At 67.6% G+C, this 15,302-nt stretch carries 12 protein-coding genes; 7 read left to right on the top strand and 5 right to left on the bottom strand.

Features of this window, described 5'->3' with window-relative positions; all coding sequences use genetic code 11:
- Nucleotides 1-101: 101 nt before the first annotated feature.
- A complete protein-coding gene (locus tag PARN5_RS0104175) occupies nucleotides 102-776 on the top strand; it encodes an HAD-IA family hydrolase (RefSeq protein WP_017998518.1) in 675 nt (224 codons plus the stop codon).
- 51 nt (nucleotides 777-827) lie between these two features.
- Here PARN5_RS0104175 and bfr read toward each other — a convergent pair whose 3' ends face one another.
- Both bfr and PARN5_RS23290 read right to left on the bottom strand, forming a co-directional pair.
- Nucleotides 828-1,313 carry a bacterioferritin gene (bfr, locus tag PARN5_RS0104180; protein WP_017998519.1) on the bottom strand — a complete coding sequence of 162 codons (486 nt, stop codon included), beginning with the start codon at nucleotides 1,311-1,313 and terminating at the stop codon, nucleotides 828-830.
- Nucleotides 1,261-1,551 (bottom strand): (2Fe-2S)-binding protein, encoded by a 291-nt coding sequence (locus tag PARN5_RS23290; protein ID WP_081614927.1) that lies wholly within the window; start codon nucleotides 1,549-1,551, stop codon nucleotides 1,261-1,263. Before PARN5_RS23290 ends, bfr begins: the two co-directional genes overlap by 53 nt.
- A 126-nt stretch (nucleotides 1,552-1,677) precedes the next feature.
- Between PARN5_RS23290 and queA the strand changes: the two genes are divergently transcribed.
- Genes queA through lpdA form a run of 4 tightly spaced genes read left to right on the top strand, consistent with a single transcriptional unit; the run spans nucleotide 1,678 to nucleotide 6,053 of the window.
- On the top strand, nucleotides 1,678-2,733 hold the full coding sequence (gene queA / locus PARN5_RS0104190; RefSeq protein ID WP_017998521.1) for a tRNA preQ1(34) S-adenosylmethionine ribosyltransferase-isomerase QueA: 1,056 nt from the start codon (nucleotides 1,678-1,680) through the stop codon (nucleotides 2,731-2,733).
- The gene (locus PARN5_RS0104195; protein WP_017998522.1) at nucleotides 2,733-3,977 is read left to right on the top strand and encodes an MFS transporter; all 1,245 of its coding nucleotides are present in this window, start codon (nucleotides 2,733-2,735) and stop codon (nucleotides 3,975-3,977) included. The genes queA and PARN5_RS0104195 overlap by 1 nt, the downstream gene beginning before the upstream one ends.
- A gap of 57 nt (nucleotides 3,978-4,034) precedes the next feature.
- Entirely contained in the window at nucleotides 4,035-4,616 is a 582-nt protein-coding gene (locus tag PARN5_RS0104200) for a DUF924 family protein (protein WP_017998523.1), read from the top strand.
- Between the two features lie 45 nt (nucleotides 4,617-4,661).
- Nucleotides 4,662-6,053, top strand: coding sequence for a dihydrolipoyl dehydrogenase (gene lpdA, locus PARN5_RS0104205; protein WP_017998524.1), 1,392 nt, complete (start codon nucleotides 4,662-4,664; stop codon nucleotides 6,051-6,053).
- 86 nt (nucleotides 6,054-6,139) lie between these two features.
- Here the strand turns inward: lpdA and PARN5_RS0104210 are convergent, their stop codons facing one another.
- The 3 genes from PARN5_RS0104210 to PARN5_RS0104220 all read right to left on the bottom strand — a co-directional run bounded on the left by PARN5_RS0104210 (nucleotide 6,140) and on the right by PARN5_RS0104220 (nucleotide 11,663).
- Complete coding sequence (locus PARN5_RS0104210; RefSeq protein ID WP_017998525.1) at nucleotides 6,140-7,309, bottom strand: M20 aminoacylase family protein; 1,170 nt, start codon at nucleotides 7,307-7,309, stop codon at nucleotides 6,140-6,142.
- Between the two features lie 190 nt (nucleotides 7,310-7,499).
- On the bottom strand, nucleotides 7,500-9,692 hold the full coding sequence (locus tag PARN5_RS0104215; protein ID WP_017998526.1) for a TonB-dependent siderophore receptor: 2,193 nt from the start codon (nucleotides 9,690-9,692) through the stop codon (nucleotides 7,500-7,502).
- Between the two features lie 147 nt (nucleotides 9,693-9,839).
- The gene (locus PARN5_RS0104220; protein WP_017998527.1) at nucleotides 9,840-11,663 is read right to left on the bottom strand and encodes an ABC transporter ATP-binding protein; all 1,824 of its coding nucleotides are present in this window, start codon (nucleotides 11,661-11,663) and stop codon (nucleotides 9,840-9,842) included.
- A 176-nt stretch (nucleotides 11,664-11,839) separates the two neighbouring features.
- Here PARN5_RS0104220 and PARN5_RS0104225 point away from each other — a divergent pair, with 176 nt between their 5' ends.
- On the top strand, nucleotides 11,840-13,543 hold the full coding sequence (locus tag PARN5_RS0104225; RefSeq protein WP_017998528.1) for a peptide ABC transporter substrate-binding protein: 1,704 nt from the start codon (nucleotides 11,840-11,842) through the stop codon (nucleotides 13,541-13,543).
- 70 nt (nucleotides 13,544-13,613) lie between these two features.
- Nucleotides 13,614-15,296, top strand: coding sequence for a peptide ABC transporter substrate-binding protein (locus tag PARN5_RS0104230; RefSeq protein WP_036744713.1), 1,683 nt, complete (start codon nucleotides 13,614-13,616; stop codon nucleotides 15,294-15,296).
- The last annotated feature ends 6 nt before the right edge of the window (nucleotides 15,297-15,302 follow it).

Genomic DNA, 15,302 nt, shown 5'->3' on the forward strand with positions numbered 1-15,302 from the left:
TGCCCTCTTGCCTGTTTCTTGTCCTTGCCGGGCGTTCTACCTAGAGGACGGGGATCGGGAAAGGCCCCGGCGGATCAAACATCTTGACGGAAGGTTACAACATGGCGGGAACGGTGGTCTTCGACCTGGACGGCACGCTGGCCGACACCTCGGCCGACCTGATCGCGGCGGCAAACGCCTGTTTTCAAACCCGCGGGCTGGGCGACCTGCTGGATCCGGTTGCGGATGCGCTGATCGCGTTTCACGGCGGCCGGGCCATGCTCCGCGCCGGCTATGGGCGGCTTCCCGCCGATACGCTGCTGCCCCCGGGCGCCGAGGAGGAGGACTATCCGCGCCTGCTGGGCCATTACGGCGCGGCCATCGCCACCCATACCCGGCTTTACCCCGGCACCGAGGCGGCGCTGGACCGGCTGGCCGACGCCGGCCACCGGCTGGCGGTCTGCACCAACAAGCCCTCTGCCCTGGCCGAGGTGCTGCTGCGCGAGCTGGGCATCCGCGAGCGTTTCGCCGCCATGATCGGCGCCGACACGCTGCCGGTGCGCAAGCCCGACCCCCGGCCCTATCGCGCCGCCGTCGAGGGCGCGGGCGGCGTTGTCGCACGCTCTTTCCTGGTCGGCGATACCGAGACCGACCGCAAGACCGCTTCGGCTGCCGGGGTGCGGGTGGCGCTGGTCGCCTTCGGTCCCGAGGGCGAGGGCCTGTCGCGGCTGGCGCCCGAGGCGATGCTGCGCCATTTCGACGAGCTGCCGGCGCTGGCGACGGATTGGCTGGGCTGAAACATTAAAGGGGGCCGCGAGGGCCCCCTGAAGCGCGAGAGTCTCGTGCCGTCACTCGGCCTGGTCGGCCGACTTGGCGTTCAGCAGGCCATAGTTCTGTTCGCCGATGGAGGCGTAGAGATCCAGCTGGGTCTCGAGGAAGTCGATATGGCCTTCCTCGTCGGTCAGCAAATCATCGAACAGGTTCTTGCTGACATAATCGCCGACGTTGGAGCAGTATTCACGCGCCTCGATATAGAGCGTGCGGGCGTCATGCTCGGCCGCCAGATCCGACTCGAGGGTCTCCTTGAGGTTCTGGCCGATCCGCAGCGGGTCCAGCTTCTGCAGGTTGGGATGGCCTTCCAGGAAGATGATTCGCTCGATCAACCGATCGGCGTGGTTCATTTCCTCGATGGATTCGGCGCGCGACTTGTCGGCAATCTTGCCGAAACCCCAATCCTGTTGCAGCCGATAATGCAGCCAATACTGGCTGACCGCGGTAAGCTCAGACCGAAGCGCTGCGTTGAGATACTCGATGACCTTGGCGTCGCCCTTCATGGCTTTCCCCTTTGCGCGTGGCTTTCAGCCCCCGCAGGATGGGGGGCACGGCCAGATTATCGCATCCGCGCATGGTGTCCAGAAACAAGGGCATACAGCCGCCACAATCCGCGCGCTTGCCAAGCGCGTGATAGATCTTGCCGGGGGTGATGATCGTCTCGGGGTCCGAGGCCCGCATCCAGTCGACAGCCGCCTTGATGTCGTGGTCGGAAATCTGGGTGCAATGGCAGACGATCATGAGCTCACCTTGATTGCGCCATATCTGACAGATTCGCTCGGCGAAGTAAAGTCCGAGTTTTTCACTTTGGCTTCATCGCGGCGCGGGCGGCTTGACGCCCCGGCGCGGCAGGGACAGAACCCGGGCATGAGACTTGAGGATTTCGACTTCCACCTGCCCGAGGGGCTGATCGCGACGCGCCCCGCGCGGCCGCGGTCCTCGGCGCGGCTGCTGCTGGCCGAAGGCGGGACGATCCGCGACCTGCATGTGGCCGACCTGGCCGCGCTGCTGGGGCCGGGCGACCTTCTGGTGCTGAACGACACCAAGGTCATCCCGGCGCGGCTGACCGGCACCCGCCGGCGCGCCACGCCGCAGGGCGATGCGGTGGCCAAGATCGAGATCACGCTGCTGGAACCCGCCGCCGATGGCTGGAATGCCCTGGCGAAGCCCCTGCGCAAGCTGAAGCAGGGCGAGGTGATCCGCTTCTCGGACGCGCTGTCGGCCGAGGTGGCCGAGATCGGCGACGCCGGGCTGCGGCTGCGCTTCGACGCCACGGGCGAGGCCTTCGACGCGGCGCTGGCCCAGGTCGGCGCCATGCCGCTGCCGCCCTATATCGCCGCGCTGCGCGCCCCGGACGAGGCCGACCGGACCGATTACCAGACCGTCTGGGCGCGCCATTCCGGCGCCGTCGCCGCCCCCACCGCCAGCCTGCATTTCGACGAGCCGCTGCTGGCGGCGCTGCGCGCGCGCGGCGTGCGTTTCGCGCATGTCACGCTGCATGTCGGCGCCGGCACCTTCCTGCCGGTCAAGGTCGAGGACGTGACCACCCACAAGATGCACGGCGAATGGGGCGAGGTCACCCCCGAGGCCGCCGCCGCGATCAATGCCACCCGCGCCGCCGGCGGCAGGGTGATCCCGGTCGGCACCACGGCGCTGCGCCTGATCGAATCGGCGGCCACGCCCGAGGGCCGGGTCGAGCCGTTCCGGGACGTGACCGAAATCTTCATCTATCCGGGCTATCGCTTCCGGGTGACGGATGCGCTGATGACGAATTTCCACCTGCCGAAATCGACGCTGCTGATGCTGGTCTCGGCCCTGATGGGCCAGGACCGCATCCGCGCCATCTATCGCCATGCCGTCGAATCGGGCTATCGCTTCTTCAGCTATGGCGATGCCTCGCTTCTGATACCGTCGAGGGAATGATGCTGACCGTTCTGCGCACCACCTGGCCGCTCTTGCTGGGCATCCTTCTGCTGATGGTCGGCAATGGCATGCAGGGCACCCTGCTGGGCGTGCGCGGCAAGATCGAGGGCATCTCGACCACGCAGATGTCGGTGGTGATGGCGGCCTATTTCGGCGGCTTCCTGCTGGGTTCGCGCGTGGTGCCGCAGATGATCCGCAGCGTCGGCCACGTCCGGGTCTTCGCGGCGCTCGGCTCGCTGATCTCCTCGGTGCTGATCCTTTACGCCGCCGCGCCCGAATGGCTGGCCTGGGCGGCGATGCGGCTTCTGATCGGCTTCTGCTTCTCGGGCGTCTACATCACCGCGGAAAGCTGGCTCAATGCCTCGACCAGCAACGAGACGCGCGGCCAGGCGCTTTCGGCCTATATGATCATGCAGATGCTGGGCATCATCACGGCGCAGCTGCTGATGAACACGGCCGACCCGGCGGGCTACCTGCTGTTCGTCATCCCCTCGGTGCTGGTCAGCCTGTCCTTCCTGCCGATCCTGCTGTCGCGCCAGCCGGCGCCGCAATTCGCCACGCTGAAGCGGATGAGCTTCCGCGACCTCTTCGCCGCCTCGCCGCTGGGCTGCATCGGCATGTTCCTGATGGGCGGGGTGTTCTCGGCGCTGTTCGGCATGGCCTCGGTCTGGGGCTCGATGAAGGGCCTGTCGGTGCGCGAGATCTCGGCCTTCGTCGCGGCGATCTATGCGGGCGGCCTCTTGCTGCAATATCCGGTGGGCTGGTTTTCGGACCACGGCGACCGGCGGCTGATCGTCCTGGGCCTGGCGCTGCTGGGTGCGGCGGTGGCGGGCGCGACGGTGCTGGTGCAACCCGGCATCTGGGGCCTGCTGCTGGCGGCGGCCGTGGTCGGCGGCGTCGCCAACCCGGTCTATTCGCTGCTGCTGGCCTATACCAACGACTTTCTCGACAACAGCGACATGGCGGCGGCCTCGGCCGGGCTGCTGTTCATCAACGGGCTGGGCGCCATGGCCGGGCCGCTGATCACCGGCTGGCTGATGTCCTGGCTGGGCCCGGACGGGTTCTGGATCTATATCGGCGCCCTGCTGGCGCTGCTGGCGCTTTACACCTTCTATCGCCGCACCCGCCGCCCAGCGCCCATGCTGGACCAGAGCTTTGCGGTCATCGCCCCCTCGGCCACCCCCATCGCGGTCGAGGCGGCGCTGGAGACCGCCGGACCCGACGACGGCCCGCGCTCGGACTGACGGGGTTGCGGCGGCCGGCCGGCTCTGCAACCATCCTTCGGAAACGGAGGGCCGAGCATGACCGAAACCGTCACCCCGCAGGCGATCAACCGCTTCTGGCTCGATGAGGTCGGCGAAACCGGCTGGTATGTCCGCTCGGACCCGCTGGACGCGACCATCCGCCAGCGCTTCCTGCCGACATGGGAACGCGCCGCCGAACTGGCCCCCACCTGGGCCGCAACGCCCGAGGCCGCGCTGGCCGCGCTTATCCTGACCGACCAGTTCCCGCGCAACCTGTTCCGCGAGGACGCCCGCGCCTTCGCGACCGACCCGCTGGCGCGCGAGCTGGCCCGCGCCGCGCTCGACCGCGGCTTCCCCCAGCGCATCGACCTGCCGGCGCGGCAGTTCTTCTTCATGCCCTTCGAGCATTCCGAGGATCTGGCCGACCAGGACCGCGCCGTGGCGCTGTTCCAGGAGTTCATGCCGGGCGAAAGCCTGCGCCACGCGCAGATCCACCGCGACACGATCGCGAAATTCGGCCGCTTCCCCTGGCGCAACGCCGCCTTGGGCCGCAGCCCGACTGCGGCGGAAACCCGCGTGATGCAGGCCGGGGGCTATGGTGCGCTGGTCTCCGGCAAGCTGTCGCTTGTGGATGCCTGAAAAATGGTTTAACGCTGAACTATCTTTTTCCAGAGGGGGAATTCCATGGCGCAAAGCTTCGACATGGTGGTGATCGGTTCCGGCCCGGGCGGCTATGTCTGCGCCATCCGCGGCGCGCAGCTGGGCCTGAAGGTCGCGGTGATCGAACGCGAGCATCTGGGCGGCATCTGCCTGAACTGGGGCTGCATCCCGACCAAGGCGCTGTTGCGCTCGGCCGAGGTGTTCCACCTGATGCACCGCGCCAAGGAATTCGGCCTCTCCGCGGACAAGATCGGCTATGACCTTGGCGCCGTGGTGCAGCGTTCGCGCGGCGTGGCGAAACAGCTCGCCAGCGGCGTCGGCCACCTGCTGAAAAAGAACAAGGTCACCGTCATCATGGGCGAGGCCACGCTGACCGCCCCCGGCAAGCTGGCGGTCAAGACCGACAAGGGGGCCGAGGAGGTCACCGGCAAGGCCATCGTGCTGGCCACCGGCGCCCGCGCCCGCAACCTGCCGGGGCTGGAAGCGGACGGCGACCTGGTCTGGAACTACAAGCACGCGCTGCAACCGCCGCGGATGCCGAAAAAGCTGCTGGTGATCGGCTCGGGCGCCATCGGCATAGAATTCGCCAGCTTCTTCAACACCCTGGGCGCCGACACCACGGTGGTCGAGGTCATGGACCGCGTGCTGCCGGTCGAGGATGCGGAAATCTCGGTCCTGGCCAAGAAGCAATTCGTCAAGCAGGGCATGAAGATCCTGGAAAAGGCCACGGTCAAGAAGCTCGACCGCGCCCCCGGCAAGGTCACCGCCCATATCGAGCGGGACGGCAAGACCGAGACCCAGGACTTCGACACGGTGATCTCGGCCGTCGGCATCGTCGGCAACGTGGAAAACCTCGGCCTTGAAAAGCTGGGCGCCAGGATCGACCGCACCCATGTCGTGACCGACGAATACTGCCGCACCGGCGTCGAGGGGCTCTATGCCATCGGCGACGTGGCCGGCGCCCCCTGGCTCGCCCACAAGGCCAGCCACGAAGGCGTCATGGTCGCGGAACTGATCGCCGGCCAGCACCCGCACCCGATCAAGCCGAACGCGATTCCCGGCTGCACCTATTGCAACCCGCAGGTCGCCTCGGTCGGCCTGACCGAGGAAAAGGCCAAGGCCGCCGGCTACGAGATCAAGGTCGGCCGCTTCCCCTTCATCGGCAACGGCAAGGCCATCGCGCTCGGCGAACCCGAAGGCCTGATCAAGACCGTCTTCGACGCCAGGACCGGCGAGTTGCTGGGCGCCCATATGGTCGGCGCCGAAGTCACCGAACTGGTCCAGGGCTATGTCGTCGGCCGCACGCTGGAAACCACCGAGGCCGAGCTGATGGAGACGGTGTTCCCGCACCCGACCCTGTCCGAGATGATGCACGAATCCGTGCTCTCGGCCTACGGCCGCGCCATCCATTTCTGACGGACGGGGGGTCGCACGGCCCCTTGCTTCTTTCTTGCCGAAATATCCTCGGGGGTCCGGGGGCAGACAGCCCCCGGCGCCAAGGCTCACGCCGGCAGCGGCATCCGCGCCTCGACCATGCCGGCATACCAGCTCGACCCGGCCGGAATCGCATTGTCGTCGAAATTATAGGCCGGGTGATGCACCATCGCCGTATCGCCGTTGCCGACGAAGATATAGGCGCCGGGCCGCGCGTTCAGCATGTAGCTGAAATCCTCGCCCGCCATCAGCGGCGCCATCTCGGTATTCACGTCACCCGCGACCGCGCGCGCGACTTCTGCCGCGTAAACCGTGGCTTGCGGGTCGTTCATCGTCACCGGATAGCCGCGCTCATATTGCACCTCCGCCCGGGCGCCAAAGGCGGCGGCGGTGTTGGTGGCGATGCGGGCGATGCCTTCCTCGAGCTGGTCGCGCACCTCGGGGGCCAGGCTGCGGGCGGTGCCTTTCAGCGTCACGACCTGGGGGATGACGTTATGGGCGGTCGAGTCGGTCTGCACCACGCAGACCGAGATCACGCCGCTTTTCAGCGGGTCGACGTTGCGCGAGACCACCGATTGCAACGCCACGATGATCTGCGCCGCGACCAGCGTGGTGTCGATGGCCTCATGCGGCTTGGCGGCATGGCCGCCCTTGCCGGTCACCACGATGTCGAACTGGTCGGTGGCGGCCATCATGGCGCCTTCGCGGATGGCGAAGCTGCCGACCGGATAGCCGGGCATGTTGTGCATGCCATAGAACTCCTGGATGCCCCAGCGCTCGACCAGCCCGTCCTCGACCATGGCGCGCCCGCCGCCGCCGCCCTCTTCGGCGGGCTGGAAGATGACCACGGCACGACCGTCGAAATTGCGCGTCTCGGCCAGGTATTTTGCCGCGCCCAGCAGCATGGCGGTATGGCCGTCATGGCCGCAAGCATGCATAACCCCCGGATTTTTCGAGGCATATTCCACGCCGGTCTTTTCGGCGATCGGCAGCGCGTCCATGTCGGCGCGCAAGCCGATCACCCTGCCCTGGCTGTCCGAACGGCCCTTGATGACGCCCACGACGCCGGTGCGGCCGATGCCCTCGGTCACCTCGTCCACGCCGAAGGCGCGCAAGAGCTCGGCGACGCGGCCGGCGGTGCGGTGGACGTCATAGTCCAGCTCGGGGTTTTCGTGAAAGTCGCGGCGCCAGGCGGTGATCTCGGGCAGCAGTTCGGCAAAGCGGTTCTTGACGGGCATGGGACACTCTCCTTCGCGCCGAAGGTTACGCCTTTCGCCCCGCGCCGCAAGGCCGCGCAACGGCTGCGCGCGTTGCGCGGTGCACCGCGCCGGGCCCGGAATGCAGAAACCCCGGCAATTGCCGGGGTTTTCGCCGTGATTCGCGTGCCGCAGGCGTACACCGCGCGTACACCGGGCGTGCACCGCCGGATCAGAACCTGGCGCGCAGCGTCAGCTCGGCCGAACGCCCGTCGCCATAGACCACGGTGTCGTAGAAGCCGGTCGTGGCGTAATATTTCTTGTCGAAGATATTGTTCACGCTGAGCGACAGCTCGGTCCTGTCGTCGAGGTCGTATCTGGCGTTCAGGTCGAACACCGCATAGCTGCCCTGGTGCACATTCGGCTGTTCCAGCTCGGAGGTGAAGTCCATGCTGTCGGTGCCGCTTTGCCAGCGCATCGCCCCGCCCAGGGTCAGCCTGTCCTGCAACGCCGCCAACCGGTAGTCGGTCGCCAGCTTCAGCGTGTGCTGGGGCTGGTCGGCATAGAGCTTGTTGCCGTCCTGATCCTTGGAGGTGCGATAGGTATAGCCGGCCGAGACGTTCCAGCGGTCGTTGATCGCCCCCGCCGCCTCGACTTCGAAGCCGCGCGTCTTGGTGCCGTCGATGCTGCGATAGACCGAGCGGTCCTCCTCAAGGTCGTAATACAGGTATTCGGCAACATCCTTCTGGTCGGTCTGGAAGATCGCGGCCGAGACATAGAGCCTGCCGTCCAGCGGGTCGCCCTTGATCCCCAGCTCGTAGTTCCAGCCATAGGCCGGGTCCAGATAATTGCCGTCGACGTCCTGCGCCAGCTGCGGCTTGAAGATGCTGGTGATGCTGCCATAGGCAGTCCAGACCGGGGTCAAGTCATAGGTCGCCCCGACATAGGGGGTGATCACCGCGTCATAGCTGTAGTCCACCGTCGTCACGCCATCGGTGGCGTCGCTGCCGCTCCACCAGCTGGCGCGGGCGCCGCCGATCAGCGCCAGTTCGTCGGTGGCATGGAACTGCAGGGTGCCATAGAGGCCGTATTGGCGCGCGGTGGTCTTGCCCACGCTGGTCGGACCGTCAGACCACACCGGCTCGGCCGGACCGCCGTCCCAGTCGAAGACGTTCCCGATCGGCGTGCCGGTGCCGGTCAGCGCGCTGTAGGAATCATTCGTCGCCGAGGCGTAGGACATCATCGCGCCCAGCACGAACTGATGGTCGCGGCCCATCGCCTGGAAATCGCCGTTGACCATGGCGTTCAGCGTCGAGACATCCGAACGCCCGTCGTATTTCGCCGCCGATAGCAACGACAGGCCGCTGCCGTCGCGTTCCGGCGCGCCATTGGCCCAGGACAGCTGCATGTCGGAATCGGTGCGGATATGGCTGAGCACCAGCCGGCCGGTCCAGCCGTTGTGGAACACGTGCTCCAGCGAGGCGAAGGCATCGGTCCGCGCGGTATCGACATAGGTCCAGTCGGTGCCCATGGTCGAGCCATCGGGCCAGTCGATCAGCCCGCCGTCGGCATAGAAGGACGGCAGCCCGGCCCAGGTCACGCCATCGGCATTGGTCTTTTGATAGCTGATGCCGGTCGACAACACGGTGTTTTCGTCGATGTCGACCTCGACCGCGCCGAACAGAACATATTTGTCCTTGGTGTAGTTGTCGAGGAAACCGTCCCGCTTGTCGACCACGCCGACGAGCCGGCCCCGGACCGTGCCCGAGGCGTTCAGTGGCCCGGACACGTCCGCCTCCACCCGCGCGCCCTTGGGATCGGCCAGCGAGACGGCGGCCTCGCTCTGGAAGTCCTCGGTGGGGCGCTTGCGGATGAAGTTGATCGAGGCGCCCGGCTCGCCCGCGCCCGACATCAGGCCAGTGGCGCCGCGCACGATCTCGACATGGTCATACAGTGCCATGTCGGGGTTGTTGTCGCCGAACTGATAGACCACGTCGCGCGGCACCGGGGCGCTGTCATATTGATAGGCATCAATCGGGAAACCGCGCGAATAATAGTTGATGCGGTCGCTTTCATAGGCCTGCACGGTGATGCCGGTCGCCGCGTCCATCGTCTCGGCGATGGTGGTGATGTTGCGGTCCTTCATCTGCGCGTCGGTGATGACGCTGGTGGACTGCGGGGTTTCCTTCTGGCTCAGCACCAGCCCGGTGGCGGAACGCATCCATTCGGTGGTCCAGCTGTCGGTGCCCTCGGTCTGCGTGCCGGGGGCGGCGGTGATCGTCACCTCGTCCAGGGTAACGGTCTGGTCGGTGCCGGCGGCATCGTCCTGCGCCATGGCCGGGGCGGCCAGGATCAGCAGGCTGGCGCCCAGCGCCGTGGACAGCCGCGCCCGCGCGGCCAGGGAAAGAGTGGGGCGAAAGCTCATGGCGGACCATCCCATCGAATTTCGGATGCTCGCTGGCCCAAGGCTGGCTGATGGCCCGCTTTTCCAGTTCCAGGGGGCCGTAATCAAGCGCCGCCGCGCCGCGGCGTTCCATCCGGGCGGCTTGTGTCAATTCCGCAACAGCGCGGCTCAACCATGCGTTGCAGGGTCCACCAGCACCCGATGCCCCGGCGCCACCTCGGCATAGGTCGAGGGCGGCGGGACATGGCCCATCGGGTGGATCGGCGAGGGGATCGGGCGGAAGCGCAGCTCGTCGCCGATGGTCTTGCGGCGCGGGTCGGCGATGGGCACCGCCGCCATCAGTTGGCGGGTATAGCTGTGCTGCGGGTTCTCGAAGACCTGGCGGCGGCTGCCGATCTCGACGATGCGGCCCAGATACATGACGGCGACGCGGTGGCTGACGCGCTCGACCACCGCCATGTCGTGGCTGATGAACAGCATGGCGATGCCGAGCTCGCGTTGCAGCTCCATCAACAGGTTCAGCACCTGCGCCTGGACCGAGACGTCGAGGGCCGAAACCGCCTCGTCGGCGACCAGCAGTTTCGGGTTCAGCGCCAGGGCGCGGGCGATGGCGATGCGCTGGCGCTGGCCGCCCGACATCTCATGCGGATAGCGGCGCATGAAGCTGCGCGGCAGCTCGACCCGGTCGAAGAGCCGGGCGATGCGGTCGCGGCGCTCGGCGCGGGTGCCGATGCCGTAGTTCAGCATGGGCTCCTCGATCTGGTCCAGCAGCCGCATCTGCGGGTCGAGGCTGGCGAAGGGGTCCTGGAAGATCATCTGCATGTCGCGCCGCGCCTGGCGCAGGTCCGAGGCGCCAAGCGCCAGGATGTCGCGGCCGCCCAGGGTGATGCGGCCCGAGGTCGGCTCGATCAGGCGCAGGATCGAGCGGCCGGTGGTGGACTTGCCGCAGCCGGATTCGCCGACCAGGGACAGGGTTTCGCCGGCGTTGAGGGTGAAGCTGACGTCCTCGACGGCATGGACCCGGGCGACGGTGCGGCGCAGGATGCCGCCCTTGACCGGGAAGCGGGTCGAGAGGTGTTCGACGCTAAGCAGCGGCTCGGGCGCGCGGGGGACGACCGGGGCGGGGGCGTCCGCGCCGCGCATCAGGCGCATCGGCTCGGGCGCGTCGCGGCCGGCCATCTCGCCCAGGCGCGGCACGGCGGCGAGCAGCGCCCGGGTATAGGGCGCGCGCGGCTGCTCGAAGATCTGCGCGACGGGGCCTTCCTCGACCTTGTTGCCGCGGAACATGACGACGACGCGGTCGGCCATCTGCGCGACCACGGCCATGTCATGGGTGATGAACAGCACCGCCATGCCGGTCTCGCGCTTCAGCCGGTCGATCAGGGCCAGGATCTCGGCCTGGATGGTGACGTCGAGCGCGGTGGTCGGCTCGTCGCAGATCAGCAGTTTCGGACGGCAGGCCATGGCCATGGCGATGACCACGCGCTGGCGCATGCCGCCGGAGAGCTCGTGCGGGTATTGCCGCAGGCGGCGCTCGGGCTCGGGGATGCGGACCTCGGCCAGCAGGTCCAGCGCGCGGGCCATGGCGTCGCGGCGCGACAGGCCGCGGTGGGCGATCAGGCCCTCGGAGAGCTGGTCGCCGATGGTGAAGACCGGGTTCAGCGCGGTCATCGGCTCTTGGAAGATCATCGCGATCTGGTTGCCGCGGATGTCGCGCATGGCGGCGGGCGCGGCGCGGGCAAGGTCGAGAGCGCCGCTTTCGCGCTGGAACAGCAGCCGGCCCCGGGCGATCTCGCCGCCGCCGAATTCCACCAGGCGCATCAGCGACAGCGCGCTGACCGACTTGCCCGAGCCGGATTCGCCCACCACGCAGACGCATTCGCCGGGGCGGATGTCGAAGGACAGGTCGTCGACGCCGGTGACCGGGCCGTCGTGGGTCTGGAAATCCACGCGCAGGCCTTCGATCGAGACGAGCGGCTTTGCGTCCAGCATGGTTTCCCCTGTCGATGCCCCGAGGCGTTCAGGCTAATGCCGCGCCCCCGCATTGCAACCGCAAAAGATGCGCCTTGCTTTTGAAGGAAAACCCGTCTGAAAATCGGCGAACCCTTGGCAGGCATGGCGCGACGCCCCCTGCCCGCCCGGCAATCCATGCGAGCAAGGAGTGTGCGATGCGACTGAAATGCCTGATGCTGGGGGCCGCGGCCATGGCCCTGACCGCCCCCGCCGCCCTGGCCGAACGCGGCGCCGACGGGCAGGTGAACGTCATCATGTGGCAGGCGCCCTCGACGATGAACCCCTATATGTCGGCCGGGACCAAGGACATCATCGCCAGCTCCATCGCGCTGGAACCGCTGGCGAGCTTCACCACCGAGGGCACCATCGAGCCGCGGCTGGCGGCCGAGATCCCCAGCCTGGAAAACGGCGGCATCGCCCAGGACCTGAAAAGCGTCACCTGGACGTTGAAGCCGGGGGTGAAATGGGCCGACGGCAGCCCCTTCACCGCCGCGGACGTGGCCTTCACCGCCGCCTATTGCATGGACCCGAACGGCGGCTGCGCGCAGCTGGCCAAGTTCGAGGGCGTCGAGACGGTCGAGGCGGTGGACGAGCTGACGGTGAAGATCAGCTTCGTCTCGCCGCGGCCCGATCCGTTCTCGGCCTTCGTGGGGGCGCAGTCGCCGGTGCTGCAAAAGGCGCAGTTCGAGAATTGCACCGGCGAGAAGGCCCCGACCTGCACCGAGCAGAACTTCAACCCGCAGGGCACCGGCCCGTTCAAGGTGGCCGAGTTCCGCACCAACGACACCATCACCTTCGACGCGAACCCGGAATATCGCGATGCGACGAAGCCCGCCTTCGCCCGGCTGGTGGCCAAGGGCGGCGGCGATTCGGCGGCGGCGGCGCGTTCCGTGCTGGAGACGGGCGAGTTCGACTATGCCTGGAACACCCAGCTGGCGCCCGAGGTCATCGCCGGCATGGAGGCGGCCGGCAAGGGCAAGAACCTGGCGGCCTTCGGTTCCCTGGTCGAGCGCATCCATGTAAACCTGACCGACCCGAGTTCCGACCTGCCCGAGGGCGAACGCTCGACCGCCAAGCATCCGCATCCGATCCTGACCGATGCCAATGTGCGCAAGGCGCTGTCCATGGCCATCGACCGCCAGCTGCTGACCGAGATCGGCTATGGCCCGGCCGGCAGGCCCACCTGCAACCTGGTGCCGGCGCCGGCGGCCTGGGCCTCGGAGAATACCGAATGCCTGACCCAGGACATCGAGGGCGCCAAGGCGCTGCTGGATCAGGCCGGCTGGGTGCCCGGCGCAGGCGGCATCCGCGAAAAGGACGGCAAGCGGCTGACGCTGGTGTTCCAGTCCTCGGTCAATGCGGTGCGGCAGGATTTCCAGGCGCTGATCAAGCAATGGTGGTCCGAGATCGGCGTCGAGACCGAGCTGAAGACGGTCGATCCTTCGGTGTTCTTCGGCGGCGACGCGGGCTCGCCCGACACCTTCCAGAAGTTCTATGCCGACGTCGAGATGTATGCCAACAACTTCGAGGGCAACAACCCCGAGCCCTATCTGGCGCGGCAGACCTGCGACAAGATCCCCGGCCCGGAAAACCAGTGGCAGGGCGAGAATACCAGCCGCTTCTGCGACCCGGAGTTCGACAGGATGATCGGCGAGATGACGCAGATCGTCGATCCGGCCGAGCGCGGCGCCATGGGCCGCAAGCTGAACGAGATGCTGACCCGCGACAGCAACGCGGTGATCCCGCTGGTCTATCGCGGCACCGCCTCGGCCGTGTCGAACAGCCTGGGCGGCGTCAAGCTGAACGCCTGGGACAGCGAGCTGTGGAATGTCGCGGACTGGTATCGCGTCAAGCAATAGGCCATGCTGGCGGCCCGGCCCCGCGTGGGCCGCCCCGTCAACAGTCTGGAAGAAAACGATGATTTCCCGCATGATCGCCTTGCCCCTGGCGCTGAGCCTTGCCACCCCCGCGCTGGCCGAACGCGGCGGCGACGGCGAATTGAAGGTGCTCTACTGGCAGGCCGCCACGGTGCTGAACCCCTATCTCTCGACCGGGGCCAAGGACGTAGACCCGGCCTCGATGGTGGTCGAGCCCTTGGCGCTGGTCGCCGATGACGGCAGCCTGCTGCCGGTGCTGGCGGCCGAGATCCCCAGCGTCGAGAACGGCGGCATCGCGCCGGATTTCACCTCGGTCACCTGGAGGCTGAAGCCGGGGCTGGTCTGGTCCGACGGCTCGCCCGTCACCGCCGAGGACGTGGCCTTTACCGCCGAATATTGCATGGACCCCGCCTTTGGCTGCGCGGTGCTGGCCGAGTTCGAGGGCATCCGTTCGGCCGAGGTGCTGGATGCGCAGAGGGTGCGGCTGAATTTCGACGCGCCGCGCTATGCGCCCTTGCAGGCTTTCGTCGGCGGGCGCACGCCGGTGCTGCAAAAGGCGCAGTTTCAGGCTTGCCGCGGCGCGGCGGGCGCCAGCTGCACGGCGCAGAATTTCGGCCCCATCGGCACCGGCCCCTATCGCGTGACCGAGTTCCGGCCCGGCGACGTGGCGGTGTTCGAGATCAACCCGGAATATCGCGATGCCGCGAAACCGGCCTTCGACCGGGTGACGGTCAAGGGCGGCGGCGATGCCATGGCGGCGGCGCGGGCGGTGCTGGAATCGGGCGAATACGATTTCGCCTGGAACCTGCAACTGCCGCCCGAGGCGGTGGCGGCGATGGAGGCACAGGGCAAGGGCAAGCTGGTCGCCAGCTTTGGCGCGATGGTCGAGCGGATCGAGCTGAACCAGACCGATCCCAGCCCCGAGCTGCCGGAGGGCGAGCGGTCCACCGCCGCGCATCCGCATCCGGTCCTGGGCGATCCGGCGGTGCGCAAGGCGCTCTCCATGGCCATCGACCGCCCGGTGCTGGCCGAGCTGACCTATGGCCCGGCCGGCAAGCCTGTCTGCACCATCGTGCCGGTGCCGGCCGCCTATGCCTCGGGCCGCGACGACTGCCTGGCGCAGGACATCGAGGGCGCGAAGAAGCTGCTGGACGAGGCCGGCTGGGTGCCCGGCGCGGACGGGGTGCGGGAAAAGGACGGCCGCCGGCTGGCGCTGCTGTTCCAGACCACGGTGAACCCGGTCAGGCAGGACGTGCAGGCGCTGGTCAAGCAATGGTGGTCCGAGATCGGCGTCGAAACCGAGCTGAAGGCGGTGGACGGCGGCTCGTTCTTCGGCGGCGATCCCGGCAACCCGGATTCGCAGCAGCGTTTCAACGCCGATGCGCAGATGTTCACCGATGCCTTCTATATCCCCGACCCGGCGTCCTTTCTGAACAAGTTCGTCTGTTCGCGCATCCCCTCGGCGGAAAACCAGTGGCAGGGCAACAATTCCGTGCGCTTCTGCGACGCGGCCTATGACGCCGGCATCGCCGATCTGCATCGCAGCGCCGAGCCGGAAAAGCGCCAGGAGATCGCGAAGCGCCTGACCGACACGCTGACCGCCGAGGGCAACTTCCTGCTGCCGCTGATCCATCGCGGCATGGTTTCGGCCCATGCGAACAGCCTGGCGGGCGTCGCGCCGAACGGCTGGGAGGGCCAGCTGTGGAACGTCGCCGACTGGAGCCGCGCCGAGTGAGAACCG

Origin of the sequence: Paracoccus sp. N5, from assembly GCF_000371965.1 — a bacterium.
In the GTDB taxonomy this organism is placed as follows: Bacteria; Pseudomonadota; Alphaproteobacteria; order Rhodobacterales; family Rhodobacteraceae; genus Paracoccus.